Genomic DNA, 17305 nt, shown 5'->3' with positions numbered 1-17305 from the left:
GCGTTAATTTGCGCTTCATCAACCATAAGGCAAAATGACTAAAATATTTGTGATATACACGGGTGGAACCATCGGTATGATCACAGATCCTGTTTCGGGAGCTTTACGCCCCTTTACCTTTGAGCAGATTATTGAGAACGTGCCAGAGTTGCGCCGGATGGATTATGAACTGACTGTTTACTCCTTCGATCCGATTATCGATTCTTCTGATATGACGCCCGAAATCTGGGCTTTCTTGGCAAAACTCGTTCATGATAATTATGAAGACCATGACGGCTTTTTGATTCTTCATGGATCGGATACAATGGCTTTTACAGCCTCTGCACTTAGTTTTATGCTGGAAGGATTGGGTAAACCGGTGATTTTTACGGGGTCGCAGTTGCCTATATCCGAGGTGCGTACAGATGCCAAGGAAAACTTTATCACCGCTTTAGAAATTGCATCGGCAAAATTAGAAGATGGCAAGGCGCGTGTGCCAGAAGTATCTATCTATTTTGAGAATAAGCTTTATCGGGCAAACCGCACTTTTAAATACAATTCGGCAAAGTTTGAAGCTTTCCGCTCGCCCAACTACCCGGTTTTGGTAGAGGCGGGCGTGCATATCCGTTACAACGATGCGGTCATAGGCAAACTAGAGAAGCCGATTTTGAAAGTGCATACCAATGTGAGCAATAATGTGGGCGTGTTAAAACTGTATCCGGGCATAAGTCCGGAAATTGTAGATGCCGTATTAAACTCTGATGCCGAAGCCATTATTATGGAAACTTTTGGCACTGGGAACACCACCACCGCTAAATGGTTTTTGGATAAGCTAAAACGGGCTATTGATAAAGGGAAAATCATCCTAGATATTTCGCAATGTAAAGTCGGTTCTGTAGAGATGGGGCGTTACGCCACCAGCAGCGCCTTAAAAGAAATGGGCGTTATTAACGGTTATGATATGACTTTTGAGGCCGCAGTAACCAAATTGATGTATCTGCTGGGCAGAGACTATCCCCGCGATAGGCTGTTACGCCGTTTAAGCACTTCCATAAGAGGAGAGTTGACTAAAAACTGACGAGCTACGAGCCTTCCGATATTATAAAGTTTCGGAAGGTTTTGCCTATACAATACCATACAAAGAACCGCCTTTTTTTGCCAGTTCATCAACTTTTGCCTCTGCTTTTTCATCCATAACCAAGGGCGGTGCATGGTGCGGTTTAATGCGTGCATCAATAATTAGTGGCCCTTTGCAACCCCAATGTTTATGTTCGGTAAAGCTATTGATGCCCGAGATGTCTGTTGCTGGGTTGCTGCGCGTAAAAGTTACCCACACAAAGTTGTTCAAGTTTTTGGCGGTAAAGCCGGCATCATCGCACAGCACCAATAAGGGTAAGTTATTTAAATCCTGTTTTTTTAACGATTCATTTAGTAAATCAATTTCGGCTTTAGCGCTAGCTTCATCGATATATTGGGGGGCATTTACAGCGGCTACGCCCGGCATAACCAGTTTAGCCTCAAAAATATTCGGAAGATTAAGATTCTCCGGTAAGCTGTTGCATAAACCGCGCTTCACGCTCCCGGCTACGGTAAAAGCTACTTTTGATCCCGTGTTTAAACCGCTTCCGCTGTAATCCAGCGTATCAATGGTGGTTTTGGTGTAAAAATGTAAATCCCGACTTAAATCAATGCGCTGTAAAATATGGCTCAGGAAGGCTTGGATGTTGTAAATGTCTAAATCGGGACGGTCTTCTTTGGCGCATATAAACAAGTATTTCGCTAAACTGAGCTGGTTTTTTCCTAAAATATGGTTTGCAATGGTTAAAATTTCCTGCGGTTTCCGTTCACTTAAATAAGGCGTATAACGCTCGCTGCCTATGGCAAAAAGCAAAGGATGCACCCCGGCGGCATCAACTGCGTTTACAGCGTGTAAACCGGGAATTTCTTGCGGAATAGCACTTCCGGCAATTTCGTGGATCAACTCGCCAAAACTAGTGTCTTCTTGTGGCGGCCGGCCTACCACGGTAAAACTCCAAATTGGATTTTTTTTATGGTAAACGTTGTGCACCTTCATCAGCGGGAAGGGGTGCGTTAAGCTGTAATAGCCCAAATGATCGCCAAAAGGCCCTTCAGGTTTATTTTGCATGGGTTGCACGGTTCCGGTAATCACAAAATCGGCATCGGCAGAAATGCAAAAGCCTTCATTATCGTAAAAATAGCGGAACCGGCGGTTGCCTAAAGCACCGGCGAAAATCATTTCTGATAAACCCTCGGGCAAAGGCATTACCGCAGCAAGTGGGTGTGCGGGTGGGCCGCCAACAAAAATGCTCACCTTTAAAGGTTTGTTTTGGGCGTTTGCTTTTGTTTGGTGCACACCAATGCCGCGGTGCAACTGGTAGTGCAAACCTATTTCTTCGTTTAAAATATAATCATTTCCTTGTAACTGTATGCGGTACATGCCTAAATTGGCGTTCATAATCCCGGGTTTATCAATATCTTCTGTGTAAACCTGAGGCATGGTCACAAACGGTCCGCCGTCCATGGGCCAGTTAACAATTCCGGGGATATCTTGTATCCTGCATTTTCCAAAACTGATAGGCGCATTGCTACTGACCTTCATGGGCAAGGCAGATAAAGCGGTAAGCGATACCGAAGCGTACTTTAAAGGGTTTTTAATGGCCTTTAAAGGGTCGTTTTTTAATTCAACAAGGGTTTTAATTTTATCTAGGCTATCTCTGAACATAAATTTGCTACGTTCTACCGTACCAAATAGGTTAGAAACAGCAGGGAATTTGCAACCCTTTAAATTTTCAAAATAAAGTGCGGGCCCTTGGTTTTCGTAAACTCTTAAATGGATGGCCGCCGCTTCTAAATGAGGATCAACTTCTTCTTTAATGCGTATTAAGCGCCCGTGATTTTCTAAATCATCAACGCAATGTTGCAAATTTTTGTAACCCATAGCGCAAATATGGCTTTTTAATGCTTGCATTGCCATAATTATTGCATGATAGCCGTCATTTTTTGATTTTACGGCTTTGTCCCCTTCCTTGTCTTAATTCGTACATGCTTAATTTGGATATTATGTGTAATTTGCACACTTAATTTTTGCAACCAATTACATCGCTTAAGCGAAAAATTATGAACACAACTCTAAAGACGACTTTTTGTTGCGCCCTGCTTTGCTGCATGGTTCTGCCTAACTTAATTGCCCAAACCAAAGATGGTTCCCCAAAATTTAGCGCTTATCTTTTCACCTATTTCACCGGTGGCGGAAGAGATGGCGAATCCATCCGCTTTGCGATAAGCGATAATGGTTACGATTACAAGGCGTTAAATGGCAATCAGCCCATTTTTGATTCCAAAGAAATTAGTTCTGCCGGTGGTGTGCGCGATCCGCATATTTTACGTGGCGCAGACGGTAAAACCTTTTATATGGTAGTTACGGATATGATGGCATCCAAGGGCTGGGACAGTAACCGCGCCATGGTGCTTATGAAATCTACAGATTTGATCCACTGGACTCATCACGTCGTAAACATTCAAAAACGTTTTCGGGGGAATGAGGACTTGTTGCGCGTTTGGGCACCGCAAACCATTTACGATAAAGAGAAAGGCAAGTACATGGTTTATTTCTCTTTAAAAAACGGCAATAACCCCGATAAAATTTATTACTCCTATGCCAATGAAGATTTTACAGACTTAGAAACCGCGCCTAAGCAACTGTATTTTAGCCCAACCAATGGCGCAAGTATAGATGGGGATATCATAGAAAAAGACGATAAATTTTACCTGTTTTTAAAAACGGAAAGTGAAGGTGCCGGAATTAAAATCGCGGTAGCGGATAAGTTAACAGGTAATTATGTGTTGCGCGATAAATATGTGCAGCAAACCAAAAACAAGGTAGAAGGCTCGGGTGTGTTTAAGCTGAACGATGGAAGTGGCTATATTTTGATGTATGATATGTACACCAGTGGCAAATATCAGTTTACCAAAACTACCGATTTTGAGAATTTTAAAGTGATTGATGAAGAAGTGAGCATGGATTTTCATCCGCGCCACGGTACGGTAATGCCAATTACAGAGGAAGAAAAATTGAGGCTAATTGCCAAATGGGGCAACCGCGATGAGCTGATGCTGAACCCTCAATCGTCTTGGGTACGTAAATTAAATATCGTATTTGATACGGCCAGCAAAAAGCTGGTATTGCCGTTAAACAACGGTGCAAATTTAAAGCGGTTTAATCCCGAGTTTCCAGCACCAAAAGGCACCACTATTACACCAAAAGGCAAGCAGAATTTTAAAAAGGTAAATTATACCTTAACAACAGAAGGAAGGCCAAACCTGACTTACACGGTTGAGGCCAAGCAGTACAATAATCCGGTGCTTAACGGTTACTATGCCGATCCGGATTTGATTTACTCCGAGAAAAACAAAAAGTTTTATTTATACCCTACCAGTGATGGTTTTGATAACTGGTCCGGTACCTATTTTAAAACTTTCTCTTCTACAGATTTGGTAAATTGGAAAGACGAGGGCATAATTTTAGATTTAAAAAAAGATGTGAGCTGGGCCGATAGAAATGCTTGGGCGCCTTGCATCATCGAAAGAAAAATTGGTGGCACCTACAAGTACTTCTATTACTTTACGGCTGCGCAAAAAATAGGTGTGGCTGTGGCCGATGATCCGGCAGGTCCTTTTGTTGATTCGGGTAAAGCTTTGATAGCCGAAAGACCCGAGGGTATAAACCGTGGCCAGGTGATTGATCCGGATGTTTTTCAGGATCCAAAAACCGGCAAATATTATCTGTACTGGGGCAACGGCTTTATGTTTGGTGCCGAGTTAAACGATGATATGGTTTCTTTAAAGCAAGGCACCGAAACCAATTTAACACCAAGAGGTACTTTTAGGGAGGGCACGCACGTGCTTTACCGCAACGGACTTTATTATTTTATGTGGAGCGAGAACGACACGCGCGACGAGGATTACCGCGTGCGTTACGGTATTGCTGATGGTCCTTTAAGTCCAATCCGTATTCCGCAAAATAATTTAGTGATTGCTAAAGACCCCACCCAAGGCATTTATGCAACGGGCCATAATACCACAATTCAAGTTCCCGGGCGCGATGAGTGGTATAATGTTTACCACCGCTTTGTTTATCCAAAAGGAATTAAAATGGGTCGTTCTGCAGGTTACCACCGCGAAGTTTGTATCGATAAACTAAGCTTTAACGCCGACGGGACCATTGCGCAAGGCAGGCCCACACACGAGGGAATTGAACCTATAAAAGCAGTAAAATAGTTCGGGATGAAGCACATTATCCGTATTTTTTGGGTTTTAACTTTTAGCCTGGCGCTTTTAACTTGCTTTACTGCTTTTGCCCAAAATTCCGTTACAGAAACTACGGTGGGCTTCGCTTGGGCTGGCAACACCGTGAATACAGCGGTGTTCCGCAAAAACTCAGTAGTTACGTTTAAAGACACGCAATACACTGCCTTTTATAGTGAAGATGGGGCTTTAACCTTGGCAAAAAGAGCAGTTGGCGATAGCGTTTGGACGGTGCAAAAAACAAATTACAAAGGGAACGTTAAAGACGCGCACAACATCATCAGCATCATGGCAGATGGCGACGGCTATTTACATGTAGCTTGGGACCATCATAACAACGCCTTAAAATATGCACGTTCGGTAAAAGCCGGTTCTTTACAATTAGGCGGGCTTTTGCCGATGATAGGCAAGAATGAAAATAAATTATCGTACCCCGAGTTTTATAAATTAAACGACAAGCAACTGCTGTTTTTTTACCGCGATGGCGGATCTGGCGGCGGTAATATGGTGGTAAATAGCTACAATGTGGCAACGCAAAAGTGGACGCGTTTGCACGACAATTTAATTGACGGCGAGGGCGAACGGAACGCGTATTGGCAAGCATGTATTGATGATGATGGCGTAATTCATGTTTCATGGGTTTGGCGAGAAACACCTGATGTAGCCAGCAACCATGATATTGCCTATGCACGCTCTAAAGATGGCGGACTCACCTGGGAAAATTCGGCCGGCGAAAAATACACCTTGCCCATAAATGCTAAAACTGCGGAGTATGCGGCACGAATCCCACAAAAACACGAACTGATCAACCAAACCAGCATGTCTTGTGACGAAGCCGGAAACCCATTTATCGCAACCTACTGGCGTTCGGATGCCTCAGCTATTCCTCAGTACCACATTATTTACCACCTCAAAGGCAAATGGTATAACAAAAGTTTAGCGTTCAGGAAAACGGCTTTTTCTTTAAGCGGCAGCGGCACTAAGCAAATTCCTATATCGCGCCCTCAAATTTTGGTGAAAGGAAAAGGTGAAAAAGCTGCGTTCATGCTTATTTTTAGGGATGAGGAGCGCGGGAACAAAGCATCGGTTTACCAAGCAAAATTGCACCGTTTGAAACGTGCCACGGTAAGCGATTTAAATGCCGAAAGTCTGGGATCTTGGGAGCCAACTTTTGATACTGAACTTTGGAAAACGCGCAAAATAATGAATCTTTTTATACAAAATACACCACAAAAAGACGGGGAGGGCTTAACGCAAACACCACCACAGCTGGTAAAGATACTGGAGTGGAAACCTTGACAGTTTTAAGACGCAAGTCGGTAGTTTCTGTGATGCGTAAATGATAGATTTGCTGACATGAGCAACAAAGCAACCGTATTATCAGAAATTATAAAAGGCAGGAGAAGCGTTTTTCCGGAGAGTTTTATCAATAAAGCGATACCCAAAGCGGTAATAGAGCAGATTTTGGAAAGTGCCAATTACGCACCAACACATAAATTAACACAGCCTTGGCGTTTTACCGTAATTGTTGGCGAGGCCAGACAAAAGTTAGGAGAGGAGTTAGGCCGCTTGTACCAACAAAACACCCCCGCTGATAAATTCCTGCAGAAAAAGTATGATAGCTTTGCACAAAAAACTTCGCAATCTGCTGTAATTATCGCAATTAACGTGGCTTTAAGCGGTGCCATACCCGAGTGGGAAGAGCTAGCTGCCGCAGCTTGTGCGGTGCAAAACATGGCATTAACGGCCCAAAGTTTAGACGTGGGCGCTTACTGGTCATCGCCACCGCTGATTGATGACTTAGGCCATTTTTTAGGTCTGGCGCCTAATGAGAAATGCATTGGATTGTTTTATATGGGTTATCACGATGCACCTGCTCGCGAGGCAAAACGCAGTCCCATGAGCGAGAAAGTAAAATGGATGGGCTAAAATCCTCTATTTCATTGCAATATCGGCTATTCCTATCCACGGTTGGCAGCCTTGGCATTCTCTAAATCAGACATTTTACTTGCGCCCTTCGGATGGCATTCGCGCAATTCTAGCTTCATGGTAGTATTATACCCGTTTCTAATGCTGTAAATTCCGCAGTTGTTATAATTTAAGCCCTTGTAGTTTTTTAAGTCAACAGGGCCTTTTATTAAACCCACATACATACGTACAATGTCTTTTGGGCCATAATTGGCAATCTTTACATCTATAAAACCGGTAGTTCCCTGATGTTTTACCAAGCGCGTGCTGATATCAACTTTTTGACGGTAGCCATCACGTGTTATTAGTGTAAAGGCCTGTGGCGCGGACCATTCTTCAGCGCTATTAGGTAAAGTAATTGGGGCCAATTGCGCAATACTGTTAAGGCTTGTTAGCAATAAAGACATAACAAGCAGAAATAACGATTTTTTCATAATGTTTGTTTTTTATCGGATAAATTTAGGAGGCCTCCAGTAAAAATAGGATACGTAAAAAACGGTATTTTATCGCCCCAATTTGGCGGTGCAAATTGGGGCGTTCAATTGTCTTGCGAAGCTTGATCAATAAAAACTTATCTTTTTAAAAATTCGCTTCCACTAGTCTTTTCATTTCATTATTCTCTATAAAAGCGATATGGGGATTAACAACTTTGCCTTCTTTATTAACCAGCACCATGTGTGGTATACCAGATATACTGAATTTGTCGGCCAGGTATCTCCACTCATCAGATTTTAACCTGTAATGTTGTCCCTTAATGGTCGGGGTCATGTTGTTATAAGTTTGCAACGGAGAAGTTTCGTTGGTGATGTAAACAAACTCAACGTCTTTGTCTTTCAAATCTTCTTTCAAAGGCGCAATTCTTTCAATGCCCGAAAGGCAGGGAGCGCACCAAGTTGCCCAAAAATCTACCACCACTACCTTTCCTTTGTATCTGGCTAAAATGGCGTCAAAAATTTGGTCGGCTTCTACTGTAGGTGTGCTGTTCATAAAATAGCCTCCGTTTTTTTTGTTGATTTTCACTTGCTGTGTAATAGCTAGGTTGTTGTTGAAGATATATTCTTTTATGAACGGATTTTCTACGTCTTCCAGCAAAAATGCCAAGCTATTTTCATCCACTGGCGTAAGCTGTTGCACCATCGGGTTGGATACTTCTTGAGCGGTGATCAGGTCTTTTAAAATGCCTTTTTCTGCTATACCAATTGCCGATTGCAGTTTGGCATAATATTGTTTTCTCAGAATGTATGCTGTAATAAGTTGTATTTCAGTGCTGTGTTTATTTGCCCATTTTTCAGATAATTGTGCGTGTGCGCTGTCAATTTGTGTTGACTGCTGGTTGGCCATCATGTATTCTTCAAAACTTTTGTCCTCAGCATCTGGGCGGTAAGCAGTTTTTTTAAGAAGAGGAATAATTTCTTTGTAGTGATAGGAAACCATTTGCCTCAAGTTTTCGATAAACCTGATACGGTTAATAAATGTGTTGAAAGAAGGGGCCAACAAGTTTTCTGCCTTGTTAAAGTCATTGCCGATAAAGCTATAATAATCATTTGGATACTGCTCGGCAATTACTTTTTCATTGTTGGGCAGTTTATTTACGCTTTTAAATGCAGACGGAACTATCCAGTGATATTCCATCATATTATTGGCATAGCTAAGTTTTATATCCAGTTTTTTCACTTGGAAAGCCTTTGCCGAGATTATGTTTAAACGGTAAACCGAATCTAGTTTTCTGTTCTCAATATTTTGGAGCTGCGTTAAATAGGCTTTGTACTCATTAGGCTTCATATTTGCAACTTTCTTCTGAACGCTGTAGTAGTCAAATTGCCGGATGGCATTCAACCTGCTCAGGTCATAATTCAGCTTGGCCAATTCTCCCATATACTGGGGCTTATCTCCGCCGATAACCATAAACAGTTCTTTGCCAGGCTCCAGATAAATATCGTTCTCATTTGCAATATCAGATCTTAAAAAGACTTGCTGAAAATGATAAAGCGGGATTTTTTGATAAAAGTAGCCGTTTTCCTGTATTTTAATGAGTACAAGTTTTTGGGTCCCGTTAATGATATTGTTTACAGCTAAACTCATGGTTTTTGTGCCGAGTCTGGAAGTGTAATTTTTAATATAACCGCTAAAAACAGCGCTGTCATTTTTTAGGTAAGGCTCATGAAAAACAGATTTATCGACAGCTTTATCGCAATGATTTCTATTGGCAAGCAATTCAATACTTTCGTTACTGCCTCTGTACACTAAATTGCCCTTTATTAATTGTGCGCTAATCTTTTTTGTTTCTCCGTTGTTCAATAGCGTTATCGTAAATCGATTGCCTTTGCTTGCCACATTTTGATAAGCCCAAACTTTGCGGTCCAATACCACCGTTTGGTTGTAAAAGGCAATTTCCAGCTGTCCATTGCTTTTGTTATACCATTCCTTATAAAATTCTGTCGGCAACAGTCTGTTTTTCTGCTCAAGTTCAATATCATAAATTTTCCAACCTCCGTCTTGTTCCTCCCCATAATCTATTACGGCAACTTGTTGCTTTAATGGCGGAAATATCAATTGGTAATTAGCTGCTCCGCTATCGGGCATGGTATATTGTTGGTTAAAAGGAATGCCTTTAACACCCTTGATAAAGAGTTTGTCGTTTTCATTTTTCCCTTGTATATAAGTGTTTTTTGGTATCCTTATCCAATCGCCCGGTCTGGCCGTAGTTCTGAAATAAAGGACGGTGTTGCTGTCTGTAAGTACTACTCTTGTGATTTTAACATTTGGATTTGTCCCGTTAAAACCAACTTGGGGATAATCTATCTTTTTTTGCGCAAAGGAATCGATTGCGTAAATTATTAATAGCATACAGACGAAACTTTTCAAAAGGTTTTTCATTTTCATATTAGGATAATTTAGGTGTTATTTAGATCTACAATTGAAAGTTAGTTAAATAGACTTCACAATGATAGGGTGTTTTGCGTAAAATAGCAAACTTAGTTAGAGACGCTGATTAGCTGGGCGTTAAACCTTAGGAGCGAGCGGTTTCGTCAGGATGAAGTATAAGTTACTTTTGCATGGCATAAAAACCTCTCATCTGTTGCCTTGAAGGTTTCTGCAAAGAAAAATTTTTTACGATATACTATTTGTAAAACAAGCTGCACTGCAAGCAAATTCTTCACTTTTTTTCAAAACGGTCGTCAAAAACATAATCCGTTTGCTCATCTACCATCCAAACAATGGTTTTTATAATGCCCAAATAGTTAAGCGCTAAGCCTAAAACCACACCCAAGAGCCAGTCTGAAAGATTCAAATCTGCAATCTTAAAAAATTAAAAGGTGCAAGGTGCAAATAAAAAAATACTGGTAGCCATGCCGGCATTGTAAAAACTTTTAGCTTTTACGTTAAACATCAACAGATGTGCAACCACATTACCGCACGAAACTAAAATGGTAGCCAAACCCAACCATAAAAATCTTTCGGCAAAAACAGCAGCTAAAAAATAGCTTAACCAGCCGATGCCTACGTTTATAACTAGGGCGGTGTTGGTGTTTAAAGGGTAATAAAGCGGATGGTCGCTTTTAAACATTACGCGGTTTAGCATGGCGGGAAAGGTCCCCGGAGAACGATATTCTTCTAACTGATGGAGAAACAAAGTGCCCAAGCTAAGCCACATTAGAAACTGATAGGTGCTGTGCGTAAAAAAGAAGGCATGCATCAAGGTAACAGGCATTAAAAACGCACCTAAATCGTACCAATGCTTTCTCAAAAAATTCAAGTCTATCTTAAAATTTAAGTACGCCAGCCAATAGCTATTTCTTTTCTGCCCTGCCTGTTACTGAGGTCCTGTACTAACATTTGCGCCAGCTCCAAGTGTGTTTTTATTTGGGTGTGCCCCGCTTACTGCGGGTCGGGCTTTCCGTTGCAAGTCCTCGCTCGTTCCTCGCTGTGGGCTTTCCACTGCAATCCCTCACACAAAAACGGCCACAAAATAAAATTCAGGATTACTGGTTTTAGTTTTCCAACAACTTCTCGCGATATATTTCTACCTTCTCTTGCAGGCTCATCTGCGCAAACCTTGGCGAAGGAGAGGGGAGAAAATCAACATAAGCGACCTCGGGGAAAAGTGTATTAAAATGTTTGCCAACTAATTTGCTGGTGAAGAAAACGCGTTGGATGTTTTGCTCTGCTAAAATTTGTCTTATGACGTGGTCATTATAGGCCACTAATTCTAGGTTCTCATCTAAATTGTTATTGCTTTTGCGCCTAACCTTCAAAAATATGTCAGTGATTGCAATTTGGTGCTGGGCAAGTACTTGCTGTTTCGTTGTTTTTTTGTTTATCTGTACCTCAAAAACTGCCGATAAAATTTGCCAGAACTGGTTTCTTTTTGCACCGTAAAACCAAGCCTCGTCATTGGCCATGCCTTGTGTATGTTGCCTGCCAGGGAAACTCCCAATGATGAGTTTGTTTGCATTGGCTGGTACAAAAGCTTTAAAAGGATGGTCTTCTACTGCGTTCATTTCCACAGGAAAAATAAAACAAAAATCTGTAATCAGCTATATCAATCAAATTTAAAGTTTGGCAATCAACAATTCTTGTGTCGATGGTGCTTTAAGCGTGATGCTGTCTATCGTCATCATCGCCAAAAACAAAGTCCGAACAACATTAGCAAGGGCTTAAGCTCATTCCATCCATCCTTCACTCATTCATCACTTCAACCCAACTCTCCTAAAGCCCATTAATCTGCCTTTATAATAATTGCTCAATGTTGCAATACCCACACCGTTCAGCTTTCCGCCACTGGCGTGGATAAATTGTAGAGGTTCTCCTTTTGGCGTCACTACAATCCCAACTTGGTACACTGCTTTTTTTAGGGTATCTGATTTAGCAAACAGAATAATATCGCCCGCTTGTGCATCAGCCAAACTCACGTTATCGCCTGCGCTAATGTAAGCCGGTGCATATTTAGGCACTTTAATTCCTGCGTGTTCAAAAACGTAATGCACAAATCCCGAATTATCGAAGCCTTTCTCTGGCGTGTTGGCGCCGTACACATAAGGTTTCCCTATTAAGGTTTTAGCGTAATTAATCAAGGCTGCGGCAGAAGCATTTATGGGTGCAGGCGCTTTCTTTATCGTGTCCGTTTGTGTTATGGCAGGCTTAGCGGGAGTAACTACCGTATCCGTTTTCGCAATGGCGCTACTGTCTTTGTGCGCGGTGTCTACTTGTTTGGTGGTATCTCGCTGAACTACAATGTAACGGCGCGCCGTGTCTATATAACTTCTGCTGGCAACAATAATGTTGCTTCGGTTGGGGCTGTAATCACAAGCGGCTAAAGCACCAATACAAATTGTTAACACGGCGAATAAACTGTTCCTCATTTTGTTGTTATCCTGTTGTAATGATGTTTTGCACTGCGCTAAAATAGTGGTTTATTTTTGGATGATGGGTGAATCAAAATCGTGGCGGAAATTAATTACGCGTTTCTTTAAAACCCGGGCGGGTACAAAATTGCAATTTTAGCCCGCTGCGCCCAAAAATTTTTATCTTTGCCCATGCAAGAGAAAATCCTCATCCTCGATTTTGGCTCGCAGTACACCCAGCTTATCGCTAGGCGCGTGCGCGAACTCAATGTTTATTGTGAAATCCATCCGTTTAATAAAATTCCAGAGATAGATCAATATACCAAAGGTGTTATCTTTTCGGGTAGCCCTTCTTCGGTAAGGCAGGCCGATGCACCACAGGTCGATTTTCAGCAGTTCCACGGTAAACTGCCACTTTTGGGCGTTTGTTACGGAGCTCAATATTTGGCCCAACATTCTGGCGGACAGGTGGTTCCATCAGAAATTCGCGAGTACGGACGAGCAAACTTAGCATACATCCACACCAACAATACTTTGATGAAAGACTTGCCAGCAAATTCGCAAGTTTGGATGTCGCACGGAGATACCATCAAGGAAATTCCCGCCGGCTTTGAAATTATTGCCAGCACAGAATCTGTGAAAGTAGCGGCCTATCAAATTAAAGGAACACAAACTTATGGCATCCAGTTTCACCCAGAGGTGACGCACTCTACAGACGGCAAACAGTTGTTGCAAAACTTTTTGTTGGACATTTGCGGATGCACACAAGATTGGACACCTTTTGCTTTTGCCGAAGAAACCATTGCACAGCTTAAAGCTGATTTGCAAGACGATAAAGTAGTTTTGGGGCTATCTGGAGGTGTAGATTCTTCTGTTGCGGCCTTGCTTTTGCACCAGGCTATCGGTAAAAACTTGCATTGCATTTTTGTGGATAACGGGCTTTTACGTAAAAACGAGTTCGAGTCGGTGTTGGACTCTTACAAAGAGCTGGGCTTAAATGTAAAAGGCGTAAATGCAAAGCAGCGTTTTTATGATGCTTTGGCCGGATTATCAGATCCAGAGCAAAAACGTAAAGCCATTGGCAGGGTTTTTATTGAGGTATTTGACGATGAAGCACATCAAATTTCGGATGTAAAGTGGCTGGCGCAAGGCACCATTTATCCAGATGTTATCGAGTCGGTATCGGTAAACGGAGGACCGTCCGCAACCATTAAATCGCACCATAACGTGGGCGGTTTACCCGATTTTATGAAGCTAAAAGTGGTAGAGCCGCTAAAAACTTTATTTAAAGATGAGGTGCGCCGGGTAGGGAAGGCCTTGGGTTTGCCAGAAAATATTTTGCACCGTCACCCTTTCCCGGGACCAGGTTTGGCCATCCGTATTTTGGGCGATGTAACACCAGAAAAAGTAGCTATTTTGCAAAATGCAGATCATATCTACATCAAAAATTTGGAAGAAAGCGGTTGGTACGATAAAGTTTGGCAGGCCGGCACCATTTATTTACCTATACAATCTGTAGGTGTAATGGGCGACGAGCGTACTTACGAAAATGTGGTGGCTTTACGCGCTGTAAGTTCTGTTGACGGCATGACCGCAGATTGGAGCCATTTGCCTTACGAGTTGTTGGCAAAAATCTCCAACGAAATTATCAATAACGTAAAAGGAGTAAACCGTGTTGTTTATGATATCAGTTCTAAACCACCTGCAACCATCGAGTGGGAATAAAAAAGATCATCAGTTGCAAAACAAATATTATACGGAGGCTAATTTGGCCTCCGCTTTTTTCTTGAATCGTACCGCCTCACCGCAGCTCCGCTTTTTTGTCTGTTGTTTTTTAGCGTTTATTTCCGCTTCTTTACTGATAGTGGCTTGTTCGCCAAAATCCGCGCCGGTAAGGCAAGAGCCCCAAACAAGCACAGGCACAAAACCGAAGCAGACCCAAACAGAGGAAACTGCTGCTAAACCCACAGAGAAACCAAAACCTGTAGTAAAGCAAAAGGAGCATCTCCAGCTACAAATTTCTTTGATCTTACCTTTCGAACTAAAGAGTATCGATTACCGCACGGCTACTAACTCCGATTTACGTAAAGCCGAAATTGCTATAGATTTTTATCAAGGATTTAAATTTGGGCTCGATTCGATGACGCGCGAAAAAGGGAATGTGGGTTTTACACTGAACGTGTTTGATTCCAACGACAATCCCAGCGCTCTGGCTACTTTAGCGGCGAAAGAGGCCATCAAAAATGCAGATTTAGTGGTAGGTCCTATATTTCCAAACGGCATCAAAGCATTTTCTGTACACAGCAAAAACATGCAAAAACCAATGGTTTCGCCTTTGGCCGCATCAGATCCAAACCTGTTTCACAATCCATTTTTAATTACCATTAACAACTTTTTAGATCAGCACGCCTATAAAGCGGCAGCCTTTATCAAAAGCGATTTAAGACCAAAAAAAATTGTGATGATCCGGAGCGGGCAGGCCGATGAATACAAATTTGCCGTTCCGTTTAAAAAAGGAATAGATAGTTTGGCAAAAGGTTATCACGTATCCGAAATAGGCATTAAAGCCGTAGGTTACGAAAATGTGTACAAGCATTTAAGTCCGGTTGGTTTAAATGTAATTGTGTTGCCGGCCACAGAACGCGTTTTCTTGCACACCATGTTTAAAGAGCTGGAAAAACTGAGCCGTAATTTTCAAATTGCAGTTATCGGGCATCCCGCCTGGGAAAAGCTGACGTTTTTAGATTATCAGCAACTGGAAAGTTTAAATACTTATCTCACTTCCTCGTACCTAATTGATTACCGCAGTTCGCGCGTGCAAGATTTTGTGCGTAATTATCGCTATCAGTATTCTTTGGAACCTTCTGAGTATGCTTTTAAAGCTTTTGACATCGCTTATTATTTCGGCCTTTTGATGGATGCAAAAGGGAAAAAGTTTATGGAAAGCTTAACAGATGAGGATTACAGAGGTTTGCACAACAATTTCAAATTTACTAAGAGCAAAGCTTACGGTTATTATAATTTAAGTTTGATGATGTTGAAAATTGAGAACGGCAATTTGGTAAAAGCAGATTAGGGATGAAAGCAATACACCAGCTGGCCACGCTTCAAAAAATTTTGGGCGAATACCAATTTGAGCAACCTTTGCACCGTTTTTTGGCGCAATACTACCGTCAGAACAAGCAAATGGGCGGTCGTGATAGGCGCACCGCAAGTAGTTTGACTTACAATTATTTCCGCTTGGGCGGGATTTTAGCTAAGCACGACTTAGAAACACGCATAGCCGTTGCCGAACTGCTGTGCAATACCGAAACCAGCGAATTTGTAGCGTACTACCGCCCCAACTGGCAAAATAAACTTGGCGATAGCTTAACGCAAAAGTTGTCTGTTTTGAAAAGCGAATTTGCAGATTTTCAACTGTCGGACGTTTTTCCAGAAGCCTCTAAGCTTTCGCCCTTGGTAAATACGACGGCATTTTATGAAAGCTTTTTTGTGCAACCCAATTTGTACATAAGGGCTTTGCCACATAAAGCTCATGTTGTAGCCAAAAAGCTATCAGCTAGTGGAATTGCATTTGAAAAGATAGGTGAGCACGCCTTTTCAATGGCCAACGGCACCAAACTGGAGGCGGTATTGGATAAAGGCGATTATGAGGTGCAGGATATCTCGTCGCAAAAGGTCGGCGCTTTTTTTGAACCTAAGCCCTACGAAAAATGGTGGGACTGCTGCGCGGCATCTGGTGGGAAGTCGCTGCTTTTGCACAGTCAAGAACCCAGCGTGAAGTTGTTAGTTTCTGATAATAGAGAATCCATTTTGCATAACCTGCGCGAACGCTTTTTTTATGCCGGCATAGAAGGTTATCAGCAAAAAGCGTTGGATTTAACGCAAAACCAAGATTTGCTGTTAAGCAATTATGAGTTTGACGGGATTATCTTAGACGCACCCTGTAGTGGCTCGGGCACGTGGGGTCGCACACCCGAAATGCTTAGTGCTTTCCCTCCAGAAAAAGTGGACTTTTACAGCAACTTGCAACGGAAAATTGCTAGTAACGTGGTTAGTTATTTAAAGCCCGGAAAGCCGTTGATTTATATCACCTGTTCTGTTTTTGAAGCCGAGAATGAAGCACAGGTAAAATGGTTGTGTGGTACCTTTCAGCTTAAAACCGAACGCATGGAGCTGATTAGCGGTTACAAGGACAAAGCCGATACACTTTTTGTAGCTAGGTTGGTGAAGCAAGGTTAAAGGTAGTTTTGATAAACGTGTTGATTTTTTGCCACAGAGCCACAAAGAAAACCTTAGCGCCTTCGTGGCTAATTATTTTTGCGTCGCAACGCCACTAAGAAACCTTAGGGTCTTCGTGCCTTCGTGGCAAACTATTTTTGTGCTACAAAGCCACAGAGCCACAAAGACAACCTTAGCGCCTTCGTGCCTTCGTGGCTAATTATTTTTGCGTCGCAACGCCACTAAGAAACCTTAGGGTCTTCGTGCCTTCGTGGCAAACTATTTTTGTGCTACAAAGCCACAGAGCCACAAAGACAACCTTAGCGCCTTCGTGCCTTCGTGGCTAATTATTTTTGCGTCGCAACGCCACTAAGAAACCTTAGGGTCTTCGTGCCTTCGTGGCTAATTATTTTTATACCACAAAGCCACAGAGCCACAAAGAAAACCTACCGCCTTAGTGCCTTAGC

General features: G+C 42.2%; 14 protein-coding genes. 7 read left to right on the top strand and 7 right to left on the bottom strand.

Translation table 11 applies throughout. From position 1 onward, the window contains the following. The first annotated feature begins 34 nt into the window (after nt 1-34). Complete coding sequence (locus BCY91_RS10330; RefSeq protein WP_120181887.1) at nt 35-1057, top strand: type I asparaginase; 1023 nt, start codon at nt 35-37, stop codon at nt 1055-1057. Nucleotides 1058-1102: 45 nt separating this feature from the next. On the opposite strand, the gene BCY91_RS10325 is transcribed toward BCY91_RS10330, so the two are convergent. After that, nucleotides 1103-2938, bottom strand: coding sequence for a UbiD family decarboxylase (locus BCY91_RS10325; RefSeq protein ID WP_120181886.1), 1836 nt, complete (start codon nt 2936-2938; stop codon nt 1103-1105). 179 nt (nt 2939-3117) lie between these two features. Between BCY91_RS10325 and BCY91_RS10320 the strand changes: the two genes are divergently transcribed. From BCY91_RS10320 to BCY91_RS10310, 3 genes are read left to right on the top strand one after another with little or no spacing between them, the layout of a single operon-like run. Further along, nucleotides 3118-5277: a family 43 glycosylhydrolase gene (locus tag BCY91_RS10320; protein WP_120181885.1), complete on the top strand. Its 2160-nt coding sequence runs from the start codon at nt 3118-3120 to the stop codon at nt 5275-5277. 6 nt (nt 5278-5283) lie between these two features. Next, nucleotides 5284-6603, top strand: a complete 1320-nt coding sequence (locus BCY91_RS10315) for a BNR repeat-containing protein (protein ID WP_120181884.1) — start codon at nt 5284-5286, stop codon at nt 6601-6603. A 57-nt stretch (nt 6604-6660) separates the two neighbouring features. Continuing rightward, nucleotides 6661-7233, top strand: coding sequence for a nitroreductase family protein (locus BCY91_RS10310; protein ID WP_120181883.1), 573 nt, complete (start codon nt 6661-6663; stop codon nt 7231-7233). A gap of 32 nt (nt 7234-7265) precedes the next feature. On the opposite strand, the gene BCY91_RS10305 is transcribed toward BCY91_RS10310, so the two are convergent. The 6 genes from BCY91_RS10305 to BCY91_RS10285 form a co-directional block, all read right to left on the bottom strand. Continuing rightward, on the bottom strand, nt 7266-7706 hold the full coding sequence (locus BCY91_RS10305; protein WP_120181882.1) for a hypothetical protein: 441 nt from the start codon (nt 7704-7706) through the stop codon (nt 7266-7268). Between the two features lie 145 nt (nt 7707-7851). Next, nucleotides 7852-10119 (bottom strand): TlpA family protein disulfide reductase, encoded by a 2268-nt coding sequence (locus BCY91_RS10300; protein WP_182995356.1) that lies wholly within the window; start codon nt 10117-10119, stop codon nt 7852-7854. Nucleotides 10120-10429: 310 nt separating this feature from the next. Beyond that, the gene (locus BCY91_RS17955; RefSeq protein ID WP_262696795.1) at nt 10430-10564 is read right to left on the bottom strand and encodes a hypothetical protein; all 135 of its coding nucleotides are present in this window, start codon (nt 10562-10564) and stop codon (nt 10430-10432) included. A gap of 18 nt (nt 10565-10582) precedes the next feature. Further along, nucleotides 10583-11029 (bottom strand): HXXEE domain-containing protein, encoded by a 447-nt coding sequence (locus BCY91_RS10295; RefSeq protein ID WP_182995355.1) that lies wholly within the window; start codon nt 11027-11029, stop codon nt 10583-10585. Between the two features lie 235 nt (nt 11030-11264). Next, the gene (locus BCY91_RS10290) at nt 11265-11774 is read right to left on the bottom strand and encodes a uracil-DNA glycosylase family protein (protein ID WP_120181879.1); all 510 of its coding nucleotides are present in this window, start codon (nt 11772-11774) and stop codon (nt 11265-11267) included. Nucleotides 11775-11963: 189 nt separating this feature from the next. Continuing rightward, the gene (locus BCY91_RS10285) at nt 11964-12635 is read right to left on the bottom strand and encodes a C40 family peptidase (protein ID WP_120181878.1); all 672 of its coding nucleotides are present in this window, start codon (nt 12633-12635) and stop codon (nt 11964-11966) included. 174 nt (nt 12636-12809) lie between these two features. On the opposite strand from BCY91_RS10285, the gene guaA reads away from it, so the two are divergent. Genes guaA through BCY91_RS10270 form a run of 3 tightly spaced genes read left to right on the top strand, consistent with a single transcriptional unit; the run spans nt 12810 to nt 16859 of the window. After that, on the top strand, nt 12810-14342 hold the full coding sequence (guaA, locus tag BCY91_RS10280) for a glutamine-hydrolyzing GMP synthase (protein ID WP_120181877.1): 1533 nt from the start codon (nt 12810-12812) through the stop codon (nt 14340-14342). Further along, on the top strand, nt 14299-15693 hold the full coding sequence (locus BCY91_RS10275; RefSeq protein WP_245989074.1) for an ABC transporter substrate-binding protein: 1395 nt from the start codon (nt 14299-14301) through the stop codon (nt 15691-15693). Before guaA ends, BCY91_RS10275 begins: the two co-directional genes overlap by 44 nt. Before the next feature lie 2 nt (nt 15694-15695). Further along, the gene (locus BCY91_RS10270) at nt 15696-16859 is read left to right on the top strand and encodes an RsmB/NOP family class I SAM-dependent RNA methyltransferase (protein ID WP_120181876.1); all 1164 of its coding nucleotides are present in this window, start codon (nt 15696-15698) and stop codon (nt 16857-16859) included. The last annotated feature ends 446 nt before the right edge of the window (nt 16860-17305 follow it).

The organism is Pelobium manganitolerans, assembly GCF_003609575.1.
Taxonomy (GTDB): Bacteria; Bacteroidota; Bacteroidia; order Sphingobacteriales; family Sphingobacteriaceae; genus Pseudopedobacter; species Pseudopedobacter manganitolerans.
This window is presented reverse-complemented; position numbering and strand designations above follow the sequence as displayed.

Bases quoted from the DNA above. Each gene is read 5' to 3' on its own strand.
- BCY91_RS10330 (WP_120181887.1), top strand. From the start codon at position 35: ATGACTAAAATATTTGTGATATACACGGGTGGAACCATCGGTATGATC.
- BCY91_RS10325 (WP_120181886.1), bottom strand. From the start codon at position 2,938: ATGGGTTACAAAAATTTGCAACATTGCGTTGATGATTTAGAAAATCAC.
- BCY91_RS10320 (WP_120181885.1), top strand. From the start codon at position 3,118: ATGAACACAACTCTAAAGACGACTTTTTGTTGCGCCCTGCTTTGCTGC.
- BCY91_RS10315 (WP_120181884.1), top strand. From the start codon at position 5,284: ATGAAGCACATTATCCGTATTTTTTGGGTTTTAACTTTTAGCCTGGCG.
- BCY91_RS10310 (WP_120181883.1), top strand. From the start codon at position 6,661: ATGAGCAACAAAGCAACCGTATTATCAGAAATTATAAAAGGCAGGAGA.
- BCY91_RS10305 (WP_120181882.1), bottom strand. From the start codon at position 7,706: ATGAAAAAATCGTTATTTCTGCTTGTTATGTCTTTATTGCTAACAAGC.
- BCY91_RS10300 (WP_182995356.1), bottom strand. From the start codon at position 10,119: ATGCTATTAATAATTTACGCAATCGATTCCTTTGCGCAAAAAAAGATA.
- BCY91_RS10290 (WP_120181879.1), bottom strand. From the start codon at position 11,774: ATGAACGCAGTAGAAGACCATCCTTTTAAAGCTTTTGTACCAGCCAAT.
- BCY91_RS10285 (WP_120181878.1), bottom strand. From the start codon at position 12,635: ATGAGGAACAGTTTATTCGCCGTGTTAACAATTTGTATTGGTGCTTTA.
- guaA (WP_120181877.1), top strand. From the start codon at position 12,810: ATGCAAGAGAAAATCCTCATCCTCGATTTTGGCTCGCAGTACACCCAG.
- BCY91_RS10275 (WP_245989074.1), top strand. From the start codon at position 14,299: ATGATATCAGTTCTAAACCACCTGCAACCATCGAGTGGGAATAAAAAA.
- BCY91_RS10270 (WP_120181876.1), top strand. From the start codon at position 15,696: ATGAAAGCAATACACCAGCTGGCCACGCTTCAAAAAATTTTGGGCGAA.